General features: G+C 68.5%; 13 protein-coding genes. 6 read left to right on the top strand and 7 right to left on the bottom strand.

Annotated features, from left to right (window positions below):
- Positions 1-361: 361 nt before the first annotated feature.
- A complete protein-coding gene (locus N4G66_RS00855) occupies positions 362-1078 on the bottom strand; it encodes a GntR family transcriptional regulator (RefSeq protein ID WP_261701914.1) in 717 nt (238 codons plus the stop codon).
- A 56-nt stretch (positions 1079-1134) separates the two neighbouring features.
- Here N4G66_RS00855 and N4G66_RS00850 point away from each other — a divergent pair, with 56 nt between their 5' ends.
- Together N4G66_RS00850 and N4G66_RS00845 are read left to right on the top strand one after the other, a co-directional pair.
- Entirely contained in the window at positions 1135-1965 is an 831-nt protein-coding gene (locus N4G66_RS00850; RefSeq protein ID WP_261701913.1) for a class I SAM-dependent methyltransferase, read from the top strand.
- Positions 1966-2260: 295 nt separating this feature from the next.
- Positions 2261-3712: a pentapeptide repeat-containing protein gene (locus N4G66_RS00845; protein WP_261701912.1), complete on the top strand. Its 1452-nt coding sequence runs from the start codon at positions 2261-2263 to the stop codon at positions 3710-3712.
- An 88-nt stretch (positions 3713-3800) separates the two neighbouring features.
- Here N4G66_RS00845 and N4G66_RS00840 read toward each other — a convergent pair whose 3' ends face one another.
- Both N4G66_RS00840 and N4G66_RS00835 read right to left on the bottom strand, forming a co-directional pair.
- Positions 3801-4304 carry a hypothetical protein gene (locus N4G66_RS00840; RefSeq protein ID WP_261701911.1) on the bottom strand — a complete coding sequence of 168 codons (504 nt, stop codon included), beginning with the start codon at positions 4302-4304 and terminating at the stop codon, positions 3801-3803.
- Between the two features lie 1340 nt (positions 4305-5644).
- Entirely contained in the window at positions 5645-6007 is a 363-nt protein-coding gene (locus N4G66_RS00835) for a hypothetical protein (protein WP_261701910.1), read from the bottom strand.
- 536 nt (positions 6008-6543) lie between these two features.
- On the opposite strand from N4G66_RS00835, the gene N4G66_RS00830 reads away from it, so the two are divergent.
- Both N4G66_RS00830 and N4G66_RS00825 read left to right on the top strand, forming a co-directional pair.
- Positions 6544-9069, top strand: a complete 2526-nt coding sequence (locus tag N4G66_RS00830) for a hypothetical protein (protein WP_261701909.1) — start codon at positions 6544-6546, stop codon at positions 9067-9069.
- A gap of 137 nt (positions 9070-9206) precedes the next feature.
- Positions 9207-9770 (top strand): RDD family protein, encoded by a 564-nt coding sequence (locus N4G66_RS00825; RefSeq protein ID WP_261701908.1) that lies wholly within the window; start codon positions 9207-9209, stop codon positions 9768-9770.
- Here N4G66_RS00825 and N4G66_RS45595 read toward each other — a convergent pair.
- The 3 genes from N4G66_RS45595 to N4G66_RS00810 all read right to left on the bottom strand — a co-directional run bounded on the left by N4G66_RS45595 (position 9754) and on the right by N4G66_RS00810 (position 13469).
- Positions 9754-10332, bottom strand: coding sequence for a GNAT family N-acetyltransferase (locus tag N4G66_RS45595; RefSeq protein WP_315903600.1), 579 nt, complete (start codon positions 10330-10332; stop codon positions 9754-9756). The genes N4G66_RS00825 and N4G66_RS45595 overlap by 17 nt on opposite strands.
- A gap of 149 nt (positions 10333-10481) precedes the next feature.
- Positions 10482-12758: a peptidoglycan recognition protein family protein gene (locus N4G66_RS00815; protein ID WP_261701907.1), complete on the bottom strand. Its 2277-nt coding sequence runs from the start codon at positions 12756-12758 to the stop codon at positions 10482-10484.
- Positions 12759-12974: 216 nt separating this feature from the next.
- Positions 12975-13469, bottom strand: a complete 495-nt coding sequence (locus tag N4G66_RS00810; protein WP_261701906.1) for a YfbM family protein — start codon at positions 13467-13469, stop codon at positions 12975-12977.
- Positions 13470-13718: 249 nt separating this feature from the next.
- Between N4G66_RS00810 and N4G66_RS00805 the strand changes: the two genes are divergently transcribed.
- Together N4G66_RS00805 and N4G66_RS00800 are read left to right on the top strand one after the other, a co-directional pair.
- Positions 13719-14351 carry an RNA polymerase sigma factor gene (locus N4G66_RS00805; RefSeq protein ID WP_261701905.1) on the top strand — a complete coding sequence of 211 codons (633 nt, stop codon included), beginning with the start codon at positions 13719-13721 and terminating at the stop codon, positions 14349-14351.
- Between the two features lie 87 nt (positions 14352-14438).
- On the top strand, positions 14439-15212 hold the full coding sequence (locus N4G66_RS00800; RefSeq protein WP_261701904.1) for a hypothetical protein: 774 nt from the start codon (positions 14439-14441) through the stop codon (positions 15210-15212).
- 186 nt (positions 15213-15398) lie between these two features.
- Here N4G66_RS00800 and N4G66_RS00795 read toward each other — a convergent pair whose 3' ends face one another.
- Entirely contained in the window at positions 15399-18638 is a 3240-nt protein-coding gene (locus N4G66_RS00795) for an AfsR/SARP family transcriptional regulator (protein ID WP_261701903.1), read from the bottom strand.
- Between the last annotated feature and the right edge of the window lie 19 nt (positions 18639-18657).

The following is an 18657-nucleotide window of genomic DNA, read 5'->3' as shown; positions in this document are numbered from 1 at the left end:
AAAACTCCTGGTGGTCGGGCAGATCGGGTCTGCGCGGAAGAGGGAAAAGCACTGCAAGGGGGACCTGTGTCCCCACCCTCCGGCCGTTGCTCGCGGTCACCGGGCCACCTCGCCAGTACGGGCCGAAACCCTGTTGTGCCTGGCCTTAGCGGGCGGTCTTGCAGAGTGGCCGCCCTATCCGGCGCCGCTCCTCACTGAGGAGGAGCGGCGCCGCATCAACAGACTGGACCGGTGGACCGGTCCAGTCAAGCGATGAAAATGGAGTTGGATGACGTTGGGCCGAGTTTGCGCAGGTCAACTGACGTGACGGGGCATCAAAAAAGCTGGACCGGCGGACCGGTCCAGCTCGGTTTGCGGGTGCCTACATGGCGTAGGTGTCCACCTGCTCGAAGAGCGAAGAGGGGGTAACACCTTCCTCGCAGACCAACGGACGACCTTCCTCGTCGTGTGCCGTATGGAGCAGCACGGCGACCGGGGTAGCCGTCGCTACGTTCAAGCGGTCCGCCTCCGCGTCCGTTGCGAGGCGCACGGTGGTGATGTCCACTCCCTCGACCGGGAACCGCCCGGTCTGCCGACGGACGTAGCGTGTCGTGCCCTCGGCGATGGGCGCCGTGTCGGCGAGGCGAGGCGCTGCCTCCGCGATCTCTGGAGGGAACCACGCCTCCACGCAGCTGTTCGGGGTTCCGTCTGGGAGCTGGAGGACGCGGATGCGTCGAAGTGCCAGCACGCCGGGGGAGATCCCGAGTGCGACGGCGACGCGTGCGGGAGGCTCCGCCCAGTCGGGCGTACCGACGCGAAGGAACGGCATCCCGCCCAAGATGCGTGCCGACCCAGCCCGGCGGGCGCCGGCAGGGCGCGCCACGGGCGTCTCCGTGACGACGAAACCGGTGCCCTGCTTGGCCACCACCACACCGTCGTTGCGCAGCACGTCCACGGCCTTGATGGCGGTGGCTCGTGACACGTCCCACTGCTCGGCCAGGTCGCGGCCGGAGGGGATGGTGGCACCAGGGGCGAACTCACCAGCGGCGATGCGGGCGCGCAGAGACTCGGCGATCTCTTCGTACTTCAGGACGGCCATGGCTTCCTCTACTCCGCACGCTGGACTGGTCCACCGGTACACACGATACTGCGACCATGTCGAATCTCGAATTGGCACCCTCTGTGATGCGGTTCTACGGCGAGACAGTGAACGAGGACAGCCGCCTGCGTAGCTCGGCAGACGGACGTATGGAGTTGGTCAGGACTCAAGAGCTTCTCCGACGCTTCTTGCCCCCCGCGCCGGCACGCGTGCTCGACGTGGGAGGGGGGACCGGGGTCCACGCTGAATGGCTTGTGAAGGACGGCTACGACGTCACGCTCGTGGACCCCGTGCCCCGTCATGTCGAGAGCGCGGCGGCAGTGTGCTCGGCGATCGTGGGAGACGCTCGCGATCTGCGTGAGCCGGACGACAGTTTCGACGTTGTGCAGCTTCTCGGGCCGCTGTACCACCTGCCCGACCCCGATGATCGGCGTAGGGCGCTGGCGGAAGCCCGCCGCGTGGTGAAGCCGGGCGGACTGGTTGCGGCGGCTGCAATCAACCGTTACGCGTCGCTCTTTGAGCACGTCACATACGCTCACCTGCACACCGAACGAATTCGTGACTCCGTCTCGAAGATCCTTGAGACGGCCGTCTATGACGGTGTACGAGGGTTCACCCTGTCCTACTTCCACCGTGCTGAAGAGCTTGTGGCAGAGCTGGTGGCCTCCGGGTTGACGGACGTACAGGTCTTCGGGATCGAGGGGCCCGCATGGTCGCTCGTGAAGGCGGCCGAGCAACAGCCAGGCGAGGGGCCCACAGACGAGCTGATTGCCTCGGCGATGGAGGCGGCGCGCATGGCAGAGCCGTACCCCGAGCTGCTTGCCGCCAGTTCGCACCTCCTGGCCGTGGGCAGGGCTCCCTCTGACATCAACAGTGGCGAACACTGACGGACAGAGGCAGCCGCTCTGTCGGTCGCCCGTTCTTCTGTACGTCAATGTTCGCGGCTCGGGGCGCCGAGATGCGGCCTATCCAAGCGGCGCAGCACCGGCGCTGGCCGACACCTGTGGGGACCTCTGCGTCCGGCTCGACCCGCAGGCTCGGTGCGTCGACCGCCAACAGTTCCGCGCCAGCCACTCCGCCTCCAGCCGGATGGCTGGGTGGCTGTACCCCTCGGAATGACAGTGGCCTACTGCCCGGCACGCTGCCCCGGAAGACCGTTGCAACCATGCCTAACGTGCCACCATGACCTTCCTGGGCAGTCTCTTCGACACCGTCAGCCTCATCCTTGCGCCCGCCCCGTCGCCTTCTCCATTAGCGAACCAAAGTGCGGGCTCGGCCAGCCCCCTGTGGGCGATCCTCCTTGTAGGTCTTGGCGGGAGTTTGCTCGGCGGCGCAGGTGTGTACTTTGGCGCACGACGCTCCGAACGCTCTCTCCGCAAAAGCGCCCAAGAGTCCCTGCAGCATGAACGGACCCGCCTACTCAACGAGCGCTTCGCCACCGCTGCCGAACTCCTCGGTCACGATGAGGCGGCCTGTCGCCTAGCCGGCGTGCACGCCTTGGCCGGGCTGGCCGACGACTGGACCGAACGCCGACAAACCTGCATCGACGTCCTCTGCGCCTACCTTCGAATGCCCTACCCGCCCAAACCCGACGAGACTGCATTCCCCGAACAGCACCTTGCCTGGCAGGCCAACCGCGAAGTCCGCCATACAGTCATCCGGATCATTTGTAACCACCTAAGAGTCGAAGGCACCCTATCCACCGCCTCATGGGATGGATATGACTACGACTTCACCGGCGCTGTGTTCGACGGCGGCGACTTCAGCAACACCCGATTCAGAGGCGCAGTAAATTTCAGCGCAGCCACGTTTACTGACGATGTGAACTTCTTCGATGTCGAGTTTACTGGTGGAGAGGTGAGCTTCGACCGGGCCGTGTTCAGTGGCGCAGCGAGTTTTGACTTCGCCAAATTCGCCGGTGGCAAGGTGAGCTTCGACCGGGCCGTGTTTACTGATTCGGTGAGATTTGGCTCAGCCAGCTTCGCCGGTGGCAAGGTGAGCTTTCGGAGCGCCAGGTTCACCAATGGGCCGCTGAGCTTCTTCGACGCAGAGTTCACGAGTGGCAAAATGAGCTTCGACGGAGCTGTGTTCACCAATGGTTCGCTTAGCTTCTTGGGCGCCAAGTTTATCGGTGGTGAAGTTAGCTTTCGCAGTACCAAGTTCCACGGTGGCGAGGTGACCTTTCAGGACGCTAAGTTCACCGGCAGCAAGGTGACCTTTCAGGGTGCCGAGTTCGCCAACAGTGGGGTGATATTCGGTGCAGATTTCATCGACGGAGAGGTGAGCTTCGACCGAGCCGTGTTCAGTGGCGCAGCGAGTTTTGACTTCGCCAAATTCGCCGGTGGCAAGGTGAGCTTCGACGGAGCCGTGTTCAGAAGGGGCTGGGTAGGCTTCCTCGACGGCCGCGAGTCCAAGTTCCTCGAAGGTGCGGTGACCTTCTTCCTCGCCGAGTTCACTGGCAGCGATGTGACCTTCCATCAGGCCGAATTCGTCGGTAGCCAGGTTGACATACAACGTGTGGCGTCGTGGACTGTACCTCCGATCTTCGACAGTGGTGTCGTGGCGAATCCTCCCGAGGGCCTGCTATTGCCGCCGTCCGATACCACCGGAGAGTCGGCCGGAAGCCCACCCTAGCCTCGTCCAGTAAGGTATCGAAGCGGCGCTATTCGCCCAGTAGAGCGGCATCGCGAGGCTGGACGGCTCCGTGACGTCCAGGGATTCGTCAATTCCTCGTCATTTGCTTTACTGAAGGCGGGTAATTGAGTAGGGCTCTTTTGATCTTTTCTGCGGCGGGCCTATAGAAAGAATTGTCGGGGAGGATTTGAAACCTGTGAGGGGGTAGGGGTACGGCCCCCTTCTTCAGGAACTCCTTATAGTTGACGATCTTGCCGTCTTTGTGGCGTGAGTCATTTTGGACAAGCTCGATAAGGCCGAATCGGGCTAGGGTCAGATGCGCCTCGTAAACATCGCGAGAGACACCATAAAGCCACTCCCTGTCTCGATCGATGCAGTAGATGCCACGCAGCGAGTGCTCCCGCGGATATCGGCTCGCGAGATGCTTTAGGGTCAAGTACATCCGTATTTCGGAGTCCGTGAGCAGATGAATCCAGCCGTTTGTGAAAAACTCCACGGGAAGACTGATGGCCGTCGGCGGGCTCTCATATGAATCCGGTATCACGTAGTCATGGTCCTCCCCTGTCCTGTGTCCGGACTCGCGCAGCAGCATGAGTGGATATGGGTTGGAAGGGTCTCCTGCGTTCCGTAGAATCAAATTCTCGTCAGCGAGACGCTTGATGGCTGATTTGATTTGACGAACTCTGTTCTGTGTTGCGGTAACCGGGGCCTTTGCTCTCATGTTCTGTTGAGCCTGAGAAACAACTAGGTCCGCCCAGGAGATATCTCCACCTGAAAGTGGCAGAGGGCACGGCCCCGCTGGCCCGCTGCGCTTCCTGCTCTGAGCTTCCAGTAGCGCCAAAAAGTACACCTGCAAGTTCACCCCGCGGGGCGCTGAAATCCGGGCTAATGGAGCCGGGAACCGAGTGCTGCCAACGAAGAGCGATGCGCGAAGCTTCACGTTCAGTGGCCAGCCGCCACCGCGTCTGTGAAGGCGCTTTACGGCTGGGAGCACCTGCTCAAGGCGTCCTCGTACAGCCTCCAGTTCCTCTAAGCGGCGTGCACGTCGATCAGCGTTTCTTGGCACGTCAAGCCCCCTCTGACCCTTTGGCCCGCATCGTGTTGCGCCTCTGACCTGCGGTGTTGCTCGTACGACTCACACGCTACATACGGGCCAAAGGGTCACCGATGGATACCTTCCCGTTGCCTGACCCTTTAGCCCGCACCAGGACCAGCGTCTGACCTGCGGTGTTGCTCGTACGGCTAACACGCTATATGCGGGCCAAAGGGTGTCGCAGCGGATCACGCACGCTCCCGCGAGATGCATCAGAGTTGCGGCACGCCACCACGGCGAGCGGCCCCCCGGTGCAACGGAGGGCCGCGATTACACCCAGGTTCGTAACTCAGCTAACGAAGAGGTGCCTTGATGAATGTACGCCGCTGGGAGCGCTCTTCCCAGAGACTCGGTCTACTGCCTTTGATGCTCACAGCAGGGTTCTTGGCCCTTGTGGTGGTCCTTGCAGTCTGGGCAGCCCCCGGTCTGGCTGCTCCGCTCAGTACGGCCGCCGCCGTCGTTGGAGGTGTCGTGACGACGTACGTGGCTCTGCGAAGCACTCACCAAGGAACCATCGACAGGGCCCACGCTGTTGGTGAGACGAGCGCTTCCGAGCAGCCTTCCGAGGCTGCGCGTACTACGTGAAACGGCCGGCAGACCCTCGTAGAGCGGGCAGTTGAGAGCATGGAGATCGCGACTGGTCTCAGTTGCGGTCTCGATGAAGTCCTGATCCATAGAGCGCCATGGGCATCCGTTGGCGTCCGGCACCGCTGCTGAGCAGGGGGTATTCGCGGCTGGCTGACGTTGGTGGACGCCTACGGATCAAGATCCGACAACTTGTAATGCGTAGGTCGTCGGTTCGAATCCGACAGGGGGCTCCATGAAAGAGGTCCAGGTCACTATTTCCGACCTGGGCCTCTTTTGTTTCCTTGATCGGTGCATGGTCCGGCCTGCTGCTCGATGAAGCGGTCCTCGGTGAGGACTCGGCCGGCGGCTGCGGCTGCTGCGGGAGCGCCGGTCGATGACCACTTCTCGTGTTCGGCGGTCTGCTTCGCGCGCCAGGTCTGCGGGAGCATCACCGCGTCTCGGTTCAGCTTGATGTCGCGGACGCTGTCGGCTTTCGGTTCGTCCTCGTGTGCTTCGCGGGAGATGGACGCCGGCTGCCTGCCGATGTGGAGCAACTCGGCGTCCAGGTCCGCCTCGTCCCGGGCGAGTGTGGCCAACTCGCCGCAGCGCAGGCCGTGAAAGAGGGGTGAGCGCACGAGCCAGGCGCAACCCGAGGTGCAACCCGGTCCGCCTGCAGGTGGGTATGTGAAGGCTTCGGAGGGGGCGCGGTCGCGCCGCCGGGTGGGTTCTGTCGGGGTGCTGACGCTTCGTTTCCGCCGGTCAGAGCTGTCGCGGTGACTCATGCATATTGCATGAGTCACGCAGGGCTGCTATCAATTGCTCCACGCATCAACCACTGGATCTTCACAATGCGAAGAAGCTCCTTGTCGGTTCGGCGCTCATGGCGCGGTCGCAGCGGCAGACCGCACGCCGAATGCCGGTCCCCCAACCGGCGCCCGGCCCCGTGATGTGTCCGGGTGGTCGGGGGAGTTCGCGCGATTCCACCCGTAGGCCCCCTCGGGCCACCAGTCCTTCAGGGAAGTGAATGAGTACCTGTCCGTCCTGCGCTGAACCGATAGCCGCAGGTCACGCGTTCTGTGGCAGTTGCGGGGCACCGGTTGCGCCCGCTGCGCCGGCAGCCGCGCCGATGCCGTCCGCACCGCCCGCGCCGTGGAACGCACAGGTCCCGGCCGTGCCGCAGCCGGTACCCGGGCAGTCCGGTGTGACGGCTCCCGGCCGTCTGGCCACCCTGTTCAGCCAGGTCCGGCCGGACGCGCAGTCCGCCAAGGCCGCGGCCGTCAGCGCCCTGTCGGCTCTGGGGAGCCAGCTCGGCCTGCTGTTCGTCGTCCTTGCCATCGCCGCCCAGTTCCTGCCCGAGGACAACACCGGCACGGTGGGCGACTGGCTGACCACCACGGTGTGGGTGGCCGGATTGGCCCTACGGGGCACGCTCGGCCTGACGGTTGAGGGGGGTGGGCAATCCGGATCGGGCAGCGGCTTCGGTGACTCGATGCCCGGGAATTTCGCCGGTCAGGGGGAGATCGGCGTCACCCTGCAGCTGATGTTGTTCACTTGCACCGCCCTGTTCGCGGTGTGGTGGTTCGCCCGGCGCGGCGAGCGGCGCGCGGCGGCGGACACCTGGGCCCGCGTGGCGGGCCGGTCCGCCACCGGTGCTCTTGTCTACGCCCTCGCCATGACCGTTCTGGCTCTGGCCACCCACTCCTCCTCGGTCTTCGGAATGAACACCGAGGAACTCGGTCCGGTGTCGGTCGACTTGGGCGTGGCCGTGTGGCCGCTCCTTCCGTACACCGTCGTCTTCGTCTTCCTCGCCGACTTCGCCGCCCGCGCCGCCGTTCGCCACGGCACTCCGGGCGCGCTGCCGGGCGGGTTCGCCGGCCGGTTGCGCGACTGGCGGTCCCCGTTGACCGCGGCGGGCACCGTGAGCTCGGTGCTGCTCGGCCTGGGTGCCCTGACGGCACTGGGCTTCGCGGTCTTCGGCGACACCGGTGACCTGAACGCCGGTGCCGCACTCGGCCTTTCGCTGCTCACCTTCATCAACTCCGCGGTCTGGCTGACCGGTGTGGCCATGGGCGTCACGGCCGGCAGTTCCCTGAACGGCGCCGCAAGCGTCCAGTCCTTCCTCGGCGGCGAGGACACCAGTCGGCTGAAGGACTCGAAGGCGGGCCTGTTCACCGGCAATATGCCCGGTGCCGCCTATCTGCTGCTGCTTCTCGTCGCCTTGGTGGTGGTCGTCGCGGCGGTGCGTCACGCGCTTGCCCACGACCCCCGGGCGCGCATGCTGAGCACCCTGTGGAGGTTCGCGGGCGCCATGGCCGTGCTGTGGATGCCGCTCGGCATCCTGTCCGGACTGAATGCCGATGTCGACGGAGGCATGGACATCGGGGTGGGGCCGATCGGCGCCAGCGGTAGTGCGCACGGTTCCGTGTCCTTCGGCTTGAGCGTGTTCGGGACGCTGTTCGTGGCGCTGCTGTGGGGTGGGCTGCTGCTCGTCGCGGCGCAGTTCCTGACCCGGCCGCTGCTGAGCGTCTTCCCCGCCGCGGGTGCCTGGGTGCTGCGGATGCCCGGCCTGCCCGTGCACCCGCAGTGGGCCGCGCTGCTCGCCGACGCCGCGCACCGCAGGGGCCGCCCGGTGCCGCCCCGGCTGACGAGCGCGCTGACCGAGCCGCTGGCCTGTCCGCCACTGGCCACCGACGCGAAGTGGGCACGGTTCACCGGCGTCGGCCTGATCGTCGTCGCCGTGCTCGGCGGTGGCGGCACGGCTGCCTGGGCGGTCGTGGATTCCCAGGTCTACGGCCCGAAGGCCGCCGCCGAGGACTACATCCAGGCCGTCGCGGACGGACGTGCCGAGGACGCCCTGGAACTGCTCGACGGCTCCCCCTCCGGCCGGCTGCTGACGCAGGCCGCGCTGGACAGCCAGCTGAAGGCCGCCCCGCTGACCGACGTGAGCGTCGACGAGGTGGACGAGTCCGGGACGACGGCCACCGCCACCGTCACCTACTCGGTGGGCGGGGAGAAGCGCGAGACCTCGCTGCGACTGGTCACCGACGAAGACGACAAGCACCTCGGCCTGTGGCGGCGCTGGAAGGTCTCGGACGGCCTGGCGCGGGTCGATGTGACGGCGTCTCCGCTGCTGCGCGAGGCCAAGGTGAGCGGTGTGCCGGTGCTGTTGAAGGACGGCACCGCCGAACTCGCCGTCTTTCCCGGCATGGTGACCGTCGAGGGCGTGAACTCCGGCTATGTCGCCGCCAGTGGCGGCGGCTCGGTCATGGTGGAGCCCGGCGGCAGCGGAACCCCCGACGGCCTTGACGCGGCTCTCACCGGTGAGGGTGAGCAGGCCGCGCGGGAGGCCGTGGTCACCGAGCTGGTTCAGTGCGCGGAGCGGAGCACGACCCTCGAACCCGAGGACTGCCCGATGAGTCCGGACAACTATTACTCCTCGCTCGACGAGGTCGAGGACGTCCACTGGACCCAGCAGTCGGAGCCGGGGCTGGAGACCGAGCTGGCCGAGGACGGAACCGTGACAGCCTCCGGCGACCTGGACTTCAAGGTGAGCTGGGTCGGTGTCGACGACTGGGACGGCGCCAAGGAGAAGCAGAAGGACACCTGCACGAAGTCCTTCTCGGCGACTGTCGACCTTTCCGGCGCCGCGCCCACCGTGACCTTCGACCCCAGCTACGACACCGACTACGGATGGTGATCGGCTCCTCCCGCTGTGATGGCCGAGGGAAGCGGTCCGGTGAGTTCTCGCCGCACCGCACCCGCCGTTGCCGGATCCGTACCGCGCCCAGCTTTCTTCACACCCCTGAATATCTCGATCTTTTGAGGAGTAATGCCATGAACATGGACAAGACGTCCGCCGAAACCCCGGCTCACACCACGACCGAAGCCACGACCCCGCCGGCCCCGACGCAGGCGCCGGGCTTCGGGCCCGCTCCGGTCACGCCCGCGGGTTACGCCGCGCCCGCCGGTTACGCCGCGCCCCTTGCCTCTGCCCAGGGGCCGGGTTACACCGTGTACATCGCGCAGACCGTGCCCAAGGAACTGCGCGTGGGCGCCGGCGCGCGTTTCGGCGCCTACCTGCTGAACCTCCTGCTGGTGGTCGTCACCCTGGGTATCGGCTGGCTGGTCTGGGCCATGGTCACCTGGTCCACCGACTCGGCGAACCCGGGCCAGAAGATCATGGGCCTGTGCATAGTGAAGAAGGACACCGGCGTCCGGCTGACCTGGGGCGACATGTTCGTCCGCAACTTCCTGCTGGGCGGCGTGGTGCTGGGCTTCCTCAGCGGGATGACGCTGAGCATCGTCGCCTGGGTCAACCTGTTCAAGGTCTTCGGCAGCGAGAAGCAGAGCCTGGTGGACTCCATGGCCGGCTCGGTCGTCGTCAGGCGTACCGTCTGAGCGTCTGCCCCCCCGCTGCCCGACCAGGACGTACCGGCAGACCGGTACGTCCTGGTCGTACGAGTCCTGAGCCGCTGCATGTCGTCCGTCTCAGGGCCGATGCCGGAGACGGCCCCGCCGGTGACGGCCGGACGGTCCGGAACGGGTACGGCCGGCGCACCTGCCGGCCTGAGGCCCGATCTTGTTCGTGTCTGCTCTCCTGCGGCCCCGGTTCTTGCTGTCCATGCCCGGGGCGTCCAGTCATTCGCGAGGAGGTCAGGACGGCCTCGTCTGCGTACGCGCCGTACACCCAGGCGGAGCGTCGCAGCGTGCCCTCTCGCGTGAAGCCCGCCCTGGCCGCCGCTGCGATCATCGGGGTGTTGTCCGTGAGGGTCTCGATCCGCAGGCGCTGCAGTCCACGTACGGCGAATCCGTATTCGCACAGCGCCTGCAGGACATCGATGCCGAGCCCGCGGCCGCGGAACGACGGTCGCAGGGAGATCCCGACGCGAGCCGTCCTGCTGTGCGTGTCGATGCCCCACAGCAGGGCCTCGCCGACCAACTCCCGCGACTCCAGCTCCACTACGGAGAAGCAGGCTGCCTCGTCCGACGGCCCGGTCACTGCGAAGTCGGCCTTCACGACCGCGTACGCCGGATCGTGAAGGCCGACTTCGTGCTGGGGGACCGCGTGCGCCGGTCGGCGTGGGGCGCTTCGTCTTCGCGGGGCTCGGGTTACTTGATGTAGACGAGGCCGTCGGTGGTGACAGTGGGGCGGCCGCTGGTGCCGACCACGACGATCTTGATGGTGTGCTTGGCGCTGCTGGACCAGGTCTTGGTCCAGATCGCCTGCCGGTACAGGCTGGTGGACGACTTCAGGTCGACGGTGGAGATCTTGGTGCCGTCGGCATAGACGTACGCCTGGCCGGAGCCGGCGGCGCGGGAGACCACCCAGGCGGCGGAGCGGCCGGTGAAGGTCCAGGTGAGGCCGGCGCCCTTGGAACCGCTGGAGTAGGACTGCCCGCCGAGGTAGCTGGTGGAGGAGCGGGTGGTCCAGCTGCCGGACTTCGCGGCGGCGGTCTCCTGCAGTATCACCGGGGTGTACGAGGGGGAGGACGTGAGGTAGTTGCCGGCGTAGTCGTAGGCCCGCATCGACCATGTGGTGGCGGTGCCGGACCTGGCGGTGCGGTTGGAACTCGCGGTGGTCGGGCCGAAGGTGGCGGTGGTGGGGGACAGCAGCCTCACCTCGCGCAGGGCCTTGTCGTCGGTGGCCTTCCAGCCGAGGGCGACCGGGACGGCGCTGGTGCTGACGGTGCCGGAGCCCAGGGAGACCTTCGGGTTGGTGGTGAAGGTCGGCGCCGTCGTCTCCGCGACGACGGTCAGCGCGGCAGTGGTCGCGGTCCTGCCGGACTGGTGCACGGCCCGCACGGCGACGGTGTGGCTGCCCAGGGCCAGGGTGGCGCCGGCGGACGTGGCGGTGCCGGAGGTGGTGGCGACGCTCTTGCCGTCGACCAGCAGCTCGAACTTGGAGATCAACGACGCCGGTGTGGTGGCCGTCCAGCGGACGGTGATGCCGCCCTTGGTGTAGTACGTCGAGCCCGAAAGGCCCGCGCCGTCGACCGAACTGACCTTCAGACCCTGCACCGGGCCGGATGCCCAGGTGCGGATGGTCGGCAGTTGGTCGTAGAGCAGGCCGCCGGGGCACTGCGTGTTGTAGCCGTCCCGGTGGCCGGAGATCCGCTGGAAGGTGTACTTGCCGCCCGCGGTGAAGTTGGTGTTGAAGTAGTTGTGCTGGTCCGCTCCCGCCGTGACCTGGGTGGTTCCGGCGGGATCGGCGCCGTACTGGCCGAGCTTCCAGGCCGCCAGGCGGGCGACCGATGCCAGCGTCGCGTTGGTGGCGCTGGTGGTGGTGTAGTCACCGAGCACCGCGATGCCTGCGGACTCCCGGTTCCAGCCGTAGGTGTGTGCGCCGAACACCGGAAGGTCGACGCCGCCCTTGCGGCCCTCGAAGACGGTGCCGCATTTGTCGACGAGGAAGTTGTAGCCGATGTCCTTCCAGCCGCTGACCTGGACGTGGTACGCGTAGATGCTCCGGATGATCGACGGCGAGTCGGCGCAGGAGTAGTCGTTGGCCCCGTCGGTGTGGTGGACGAAGACCGCCTTCACGTCCGCGTTGTACTCCGGCGCCTCGGGGCTGATCGACTCGTCGGCACCCCAGTCGGCGCGCGAGACGATCGGCGGTTCGGGCACGGTGGACGGCGGCGCCGAGGGCGGCGCGCTGGAGGACGTGCTCGGGGAGGGCGGCACGGAGTCCGCGGGGGACTCCGACGCGGAGGGCGGGACGAAGTCGGTGGCTGCGGGCGTGGTGTCCGTCGCAGCCGGGGACGTGGCGGTCTGGCCGTCCGTCGGGGTGGCGGTGGTGCCGTCCGTGGTGCCGTCGGTGGGCGCGGATGCTGTGGCGCCGGGACTTTCATCGGCGACGAACGCGGCCTTCTCGGCGGCGGTACTGCCGGCCTTGGTCTCGGCGTCGGTGATCACCCCCGGGTCGACCAGGTTGACCTCAAGCCCCTTGGGCAGAGCGGAGCTGCCGGCGCCGTTCTTGCGGAGGACCTGCGCCTGCATGCCGTCGGAGGGGCCGACCCACAACGGCTCGGACGCTCCGCGCACTCCGGCGCCCGGGTTCTCCAGCGGGTCGACGTTCAGTTCGAGGTCCTGCCAGGCGCTCCACCGGCCGGTCTCGATGCTCCGGGTGCGTACCTGCGCCGTGCCGTCGAGCCGCTTGGCCGCCCCCGTCCAGGAGACGCCGAGCATCGAGAACTGCTCGGTGTCCGTGCGCGGCAGCTCCCGCTTGTCGCCCGTGCCGCCTTTCAGCGCGAGGTCGTACACCTTCGCCGGGCGCTTGGCCCGGCGGGCCGCGCCAGGATCGGAGGACGGACTGGCGACGGCGTAGGTCACCACACCCCCGCCGCCCAGGACCAGCGCACCGAGCGTCAGCCACGCCCGTCGTTTCATGCTCAGCGGTCTGTACACATGCGACGTACGACGACCCACGATGTATCCACCCCTAGAAGGCCCGGAAAGGCCACAGAAAAAGTCACATGAGGCACACCTGTCACACAGGTGTCCGCCCTCCACAGCGCACCGCGTCCGACGAACGTCACAGGGCATCGGGCTGTGGTGATGCGGACCACCGCGAGCCGGGTTCCTGGCCCGCGCAGCTCGCGCGCCTCAGGTCGGCAGCCACTTCACCACCGCGTCCCCGCACTCGGCCGTCTGTGCGTAGAACGCCCTCAACTCCTGGTGCGCCACCGCGAACTCATGCCACGTCTCGGGCTCCGCGGTCACACCGCCGTAGCGCGGCAGCAGTTCGGCGCGGGCGAAATCCCACAGCGCGTCGAAGTCGGCCATCGCCAGGAACCTGGCCACCCGACGGGCCTGGGCCGCCGTCAGCACCAGGAACGGCGGCTTGTGCCTGTCGGCGCGGAACACCGGCCGACCACCGAGCACCACCTGGGTCCGGGGCCGGTCTTCGGCACCATGCGGGGGAGCGCCGGCGTAGATGCGTTCCTGGTCCAGATAACGCTCGTCCAGCGACTCTTCCTGGTGTCGGCCGACCCGGTGCCGGACGGTCTCCGAGTCGTCCTCGAAGAGTCGTTCAAGCCAGGTCGTGCTGTTGCGCAGTGCGGGGGGCGGGACCGCTCGCAGACGGAGGTACGTACTCATGCCAGAGGGAGCGCACGAGGGCGCCGAAGCATTACGCGGTCCGACGGACCCCGTTCGAGGGAAGACACCTCGACAGTCGTGCGCGCGGGGGGTGGTGGGTGGCGGGCACCGGTGACGACGTCAAGGGGCGTCCACGGCGTTGTGACACTTCTGTGAGCACGGACGCTGGTAACCATGGGGCCGTCGATGCGACCGGAGCACGGCGGACGGCATGCGCTCGCCATGAACCCGGTACGAACGAGGACAGTCTTGGGCCAGGTACGGCAACCCCGACGTGTACGGGAGTGCAATGGGGAATTGGGCGCGGCGGTCGCGCGGGCCCAGGACGGCGACGAGGCCGCTTTCGCGGTCGCGTACCGGATCGTGCAGCCGGGCCTGCTGGGCTATCTGCGCGGCCTGGTCGGCGACGACGCGGAGGACGTGGCCTCCGACGCCTGGCTGGAGATCGCCCGTGACCTCGGCCGTTTCAAGGGGGACGGGTCCGGGTTCCGCGGCTGGACCTCGACCATCGCCCGACACCGGGCGCTGGACCACCTGCGCCGCCAGCGCGTACGGCCCCGGGCAGGAGGGACCGAACAGGACGTACTGGACCTGCCCAGCCGGAACAGCACCCATGAAGAGGCCCTGGAGTCCCTGTCCACCGAGCGGGCGATCGAACTGGTCCGCGGGCTGCCGCGGGACCAGGCCGAGGCCGTGCTTCTGCGGGTCGTCGTCGGCCTGGACGGTCCCGCCGCCGCACGCGTCCTCGGCAAGCGCCCGGGAGCGGTGCGCACTGCCGCCCACCGGGGTCTGAAACGCCTCGCCCGTCAGCTGGGTGTCGCCGGCGAAGCGGACACGGGTGTGACGAATGAGGCTTCCCCAACGCTGGGGGAGTCGAAATGAACGACACCGGCAACAGCGACCGATGGACAGGCATCAGACCCGGAACGCCGAACGAATCGAACCGGTCGAACAGGAACGGAAGCGGACATGGGTGAACAGCTGGGCGGCGATGGAGTTCCGGGCCTTCGACGTGCGCACCCCGGCAGCGCCGTGTCCGACCCGTGGGAGGTGCGTGACGCCGCCACGCTGGAAACGGAGCTGGGCGGTGTCCTGCGCGGAGGCCATCTCGACCCCGAGGCCGAGCAACGGGCCCTGGCCGCCTTCCGGGTCGCCCATGACGAAGGCGCGCACCGGGCGCGTACCCGGCGCCGGGACGACTGGCGGCCGCCCGCGGAACGGCGTGCCAGGCGTCCTGTGAAGATAACGCTCGGCGTGGTGTTCGCCAGTCTCACGCTGGGTGGAGTCGCGGTCGCGGCCATCGGTTCCGTCGGCTCGTCCGCGGACGGTGACGGTGCCGAGCGGGGTACCGCGCACCCGTCGGCGGTCGCCCCGGACCAGCCGGGCGGTGAGGCCTCGTCGTCGTCCTCCGGCGTCCCCGGACCGACGGACGGCCCGGTCACCGCCCAGGACACCGCCCAGGACACCGAAGCCCACTGCCGCGCCTACGAGCAGGTCAAGGATCGCGGCAAAGCGCTCGAAGGAACGGCCTGGCAGCGACTCGTCACGGCCGCCGGCGGGAAGGGCAAGGTCGCCGCATACTGTTCCGAGCAGCTGGCGCGGGCGACCGCCGCGCCGAGCAGGCCTGCCGGCAACGGCAAGGCGGGAAGCGCCGACGCCTCCGGCAACGGCGCAGGCGACACGGGCAACGCGGCCGGAAAAGGCCGGGCGAGCGGCGCGAAGGGCAGCGGGAAACACAAGTAGCCCCCCGCCGTGCCCAATCCGGCCCCGCGGTGAAGTCGTGCCCCTCCGCCACCTCACCTTCACCACCGGCGGGCAGGCCCGCATCACAGGCATCGTCAGCGGCACATTCACCCGGTACGCGGCTGCTCGCGGTGGTGGTTCCTGGACACCGCGGGGGAGGGGGGCAGGGGTGATGATGCTGACGCGTCAGTGCTGGTTGACCGGCCAGATGGCCGCCGGATCGCAGCGGGCCGGGCACGCCAGCAGGTAGACCTCGTTGCCCAGGAACAGCCAGTAGGTGTCGGCCCTGACGCTGTAGGGCTGTTCTGGCCGGCCGGGGTGGACAGCGAAGTCCATACCCTCAGGAATCTGGCAGACGTACACCAAGTCCGCGCCGCACGCGCACCTGTAGTACTCGGGATCCTGCGCCCAGGACGGGGTACCGCCCACCTTGAAAGCCTGGGCCCCGACGCCCACCTCGTCGGGGGTGTCCACGAAAGGACGCAGAGCCAGCGGCAGCGCGCACACGGACGGTTCGGCTTCCGGGTCCGGCAGGGCCGCGCGGCTCTGAATCAGTACACGCCAGAACGGGGCCGGGTAGGGCGGCTGCGGAGCGTCCCAGTACTTCGGTACGAGCCGGTCGCCGGCGGCGAGCCGGGAGTCGGCGATGTGGCGCAGGGTGTCGGCCTCCAGATAGTGGTCGTCGACCTCCCGGTACAGCGCCAGCGCGTGCTCGAAGCGTTGGACGGCGGCCTCGTACTGGCCGAGCTGGTGGTGGGCGTAGCCGACACTGTCCTGTGCCGCGGCCTCGCCGACCGGGTCGCCGATCTCCTGGTGCAGGGCGACGGCCTTCTCGCAGTGCTCCAGCGCCTTGTCGTGCTCACCGAGCAGGATGTACGTCCATCCGACCTCGTTGAGGACGATGGCCTCGCTGCTCGTGTCGCCCTCGGCCAGGTACAGCTCGCGGGCGTGCGCGTAGTGGTCCAGCGAGACGGTGAACCGGCCCTCACCGTTGGCCTGGTAGGCGAGGCAGCGCCGGGTGCGTGCCTCGCCGAACGCGTCGCCCTCGGCCCGGAACAGCTCCAGCGCGCGGCCGAGGTCCCGCCGCGCCTCGGCGGAGTGCGCGAACCGGGTGTGGAAGAACCCCAGACCGCGCAGGGCGTGCGCCTCGCCGATCCGGTCGCCGACGGCCCGGGCGGCCCGGAGCGCGGCACTGTTGATCTCCATCAGGTCGTGCCAGAAGCCGAGCCGGTCGAAGTACAGGTCGAGGCCGACGGCGGTGCGCCAGGCGTGGTCCTCGTAGCCGTGGGCGGCGGCGTGCTCGACGACCGCGCGCAGGACGTGCCGTTCCGTGCGCAGCCACTGCATGGCCTTCCTCCGACCGGTGAACCGCACCGCGCCGCCGTCCGTTGTGCTCGACGGCAGGGGGAGGGTCTCGCGGAGCGGGCTGATGATCGCGGAGGCGTGGTGGGTGGTGTGCAGATAGTGGTCGTGCATGCGGCGCAGCGCAGCGCCGCGCCGCTCCTCGGTGTCCTCGGTGTCGGCCAGTTCGCGGGCGTAGGCGCGCAGCAGGTCGTGGAAGGCGAAGCGGCCGGGCGCGTGTTCACCGAGCAGGCTGGCCCCGGTGAGCTCGGCCAGCAGCGCGCGGACCGGGCGCGGGGGCACCGCGGCCAGGGCGGCGGCCGCGGCCGTGCTGATGTCGGGGCCCGGGTGGAGGGACAGTCGGCGGAAGAGTTCCGCGGCGGGGGACGGCAGCGCGTGGTACGACCACGAGAAGACGGCGCGGGCGTCCGTGTGGGCGTCGCCGCCGGTGAACGCGTCCAGGCTTCCGTGGGTCTCGCGGAGTTCCCCGACGATGTCCGCGAGCCGGAAGCCGGGGTGGTGGGCGGCCCGCGCCGCGACGATGGCGAGGGCCAGCGGCAGCCGGGCGCACAGCTCGACGATGGCGTCGGCGGCCTCCGGTTCGGTGTCCACCCGCGCGGCGCCGATGCGCCGGGTGAGCATCGCGCGGGCCTCGCCGGTGGTCAGCGGGCCCAGGGTCAGCGGGTGGGCGCCGTGGCCGGCCACCAGCCCGGTCAGCCGGCTGCGGCTGGTGACGACGACGAGACAGCCCGGTGTGCCGGGCAGCAGCGGTCGTACCTGCCCGCTGTCACGGGCGTTGTCCAGCACGATCAGGATGCGTCGGCGGGCGAGGACGCTGCGGTAGAGGGCGGCCTGCGCGTCGAGTCCTTCGGGGACGGCCTGCGGGGCCACCCCGAGGGCGACGAGGAACGTTTCCAGCGCCTCGGAGGGTTCCATGACGGAGCCGCCCTGGTCATATCCGCGCAGGTTCACATAGAGGCTGCCGTCGGGGAACCGGTGGGCGACCCGGTGCGCCCAGTGCACGGCCAGGGTGGTCTTGCCGGCCCCGGCCATGCCGTTGATGAGGCCGATGACGGCAGTGTCCGGATGGTCCTCGGCGGGCAACAGCGCGTCCACCTGGCCGAGTTCGATGTCACGTCCGGTGAACAGGGGCAGGTCGGCCGGGAGCTGGGAGGGGTGTACGTCGCCCGTGGCCCGCATCGGCTCGTCCCGGTCGGGGGCGTCCGCCGGCTCGGTGTCCGGGCCGTCCTCGGTGTCCGTGCCGTCGGTGTCCGCCGCTGGTACCGGGACCGGCGGCGGCGACAGATCGGCGTCCCCGGCCAGCAGCCGTGCGTGTGCGGCCCGCAGGGAAGGGCCGGGTTCGATGCCGAGTTCGTTCACGAGTGTGCGGCGGGTGCTCGCGTAGACCTCCAGGGCCTCGGCCTGCCGTCCGCAGCGGTACAGGGCCACCAGCAGCAGTTCGCACACGGCCTCGCGCAGCGGCTGCGCGGCGCGCAGTGCCACCAGTTCGGGCAACACGGCTTCGTGGCGGCCGAGTTCGAGTTCCACGCGGAGCCGGTACTCCAGGGCGGCCAGCCGCCGTTCGGCCAGGCGCGCCCGTTCGGTCTCCGCGAACGGCCCGGGGACGCCGGCTAGGGGGGCGCCGTGCCAGCCGGCGAGCGTGGTGCTCAGCAGCCGGGCCGCCCCGCGGCTGTCGCCCCGGGCGCGGCTTCGCTCGGCTTGCGCCAGGCTTTCCTCGAACTCGCCGAGATCGCTGGTGATCTCCTCGGTCCGCAGTGCGTATCCGTCACCGATGGACACCACGAGCCGGGGCGGTGCGCCCGGGCTCCGTTCGGACTCCAGCAGCTTGCGCAGCCGCGACACATAGGTGCGCAGCATGGGGACGGCGCCGGCCGGCGGGTCGTGGCCCCAGATGCCGTCGACGAGTTCGCCGATACCGACCGCGCGCCCGCGGCGCAGGAGCAGCACCACGAGCACGGCCCGTTGCTGCGGCGAGCCGAGTGCCAGTTCCGTCTCGCCCCGCCAGGCACGCAGCGGGCCCAGCAAGGAGAAACGGAGAACTTCCGCACCATCGGTAACCTTCACAACACCAGAGAGTAGCGAG

Origin of the sequence: Streptomyces rhizosphaerihabitans, from assembly GCF_025399795.1 — a bacterium.
GTDB lineage: Bacteria > Actinomycetota > Actinomycetes > Streptomycetales > Streptomycetaceae > Streptomyces > Streptomyces rhizosphaerihabitans.
This window is presented reverse-complemented; position numbering and strand designations above follow the sequence as displayed.

What these genes read in the sequence shown, in the direction of transcription:
- N4G66_RS00855 (WP_261701914.1), bottom strand. Translation starts at nt 1,078, where the DNA reads ATGGCCGTCCTGAAGTACGAAGAGATCGCCGAGTCTCTGCGCGCCCGC.
- N4G66_RS00850 (WP_261701913.1), top strand. Translation starts at nt 1,135, where the DNA reads ATGTCGAATCTCGAATTGGCACCCTCTGTGATGCGGTTCTACGGCGAG.
- N4G66_RS00845 (WP_261701912.1), top strand. Translation starts at nt 2,261, where the DNA reads ATGACCTTCCTGGGCAGTCTCTTCGACACCGTCAGCCTCATCCTTGCG.
- N4G66_RS00840 (WP_261701911.1), bottom strand. Translation starts at nt 4,304, where the DNA reads ATGCTGCTGCGCGAGTCCGGACACAGGACAGGGGAGGACCATGACTAC.
- N4G66_RS00825 (WP_261701908.1), top strand. Translation starts at nt 9,207, where the DNA reads ATGAACATGGACAAGACGTCCGCCGAAACCCCGGCTCACACCACGACC.
- N4G66_RS00815 (WP_261701907.1), bottom strand. Translation starts at nt 12,758, where the DNA reads ATGAAACGACGGGCGTGGCTGACGCTCGGTGCGCTGGTCCTGGGCGGC.
- N4G66_RS00810 (WP_261701906.1), bottom strand. Translation starts at nt 13,469, where the DNA reads ATGAGTACGTACCTCCGTCTGCGAGCGGTCCCGCCCCCCGCACTGCGC.
- N4G66_RS00800 (WP_261701904.1), top strand. Translation starts at nt 14,439, where the DNA reads ATGGGTGAACAGCTGGGCGGCGATGGAGTTCCGGGCCTTCGACGTGCG.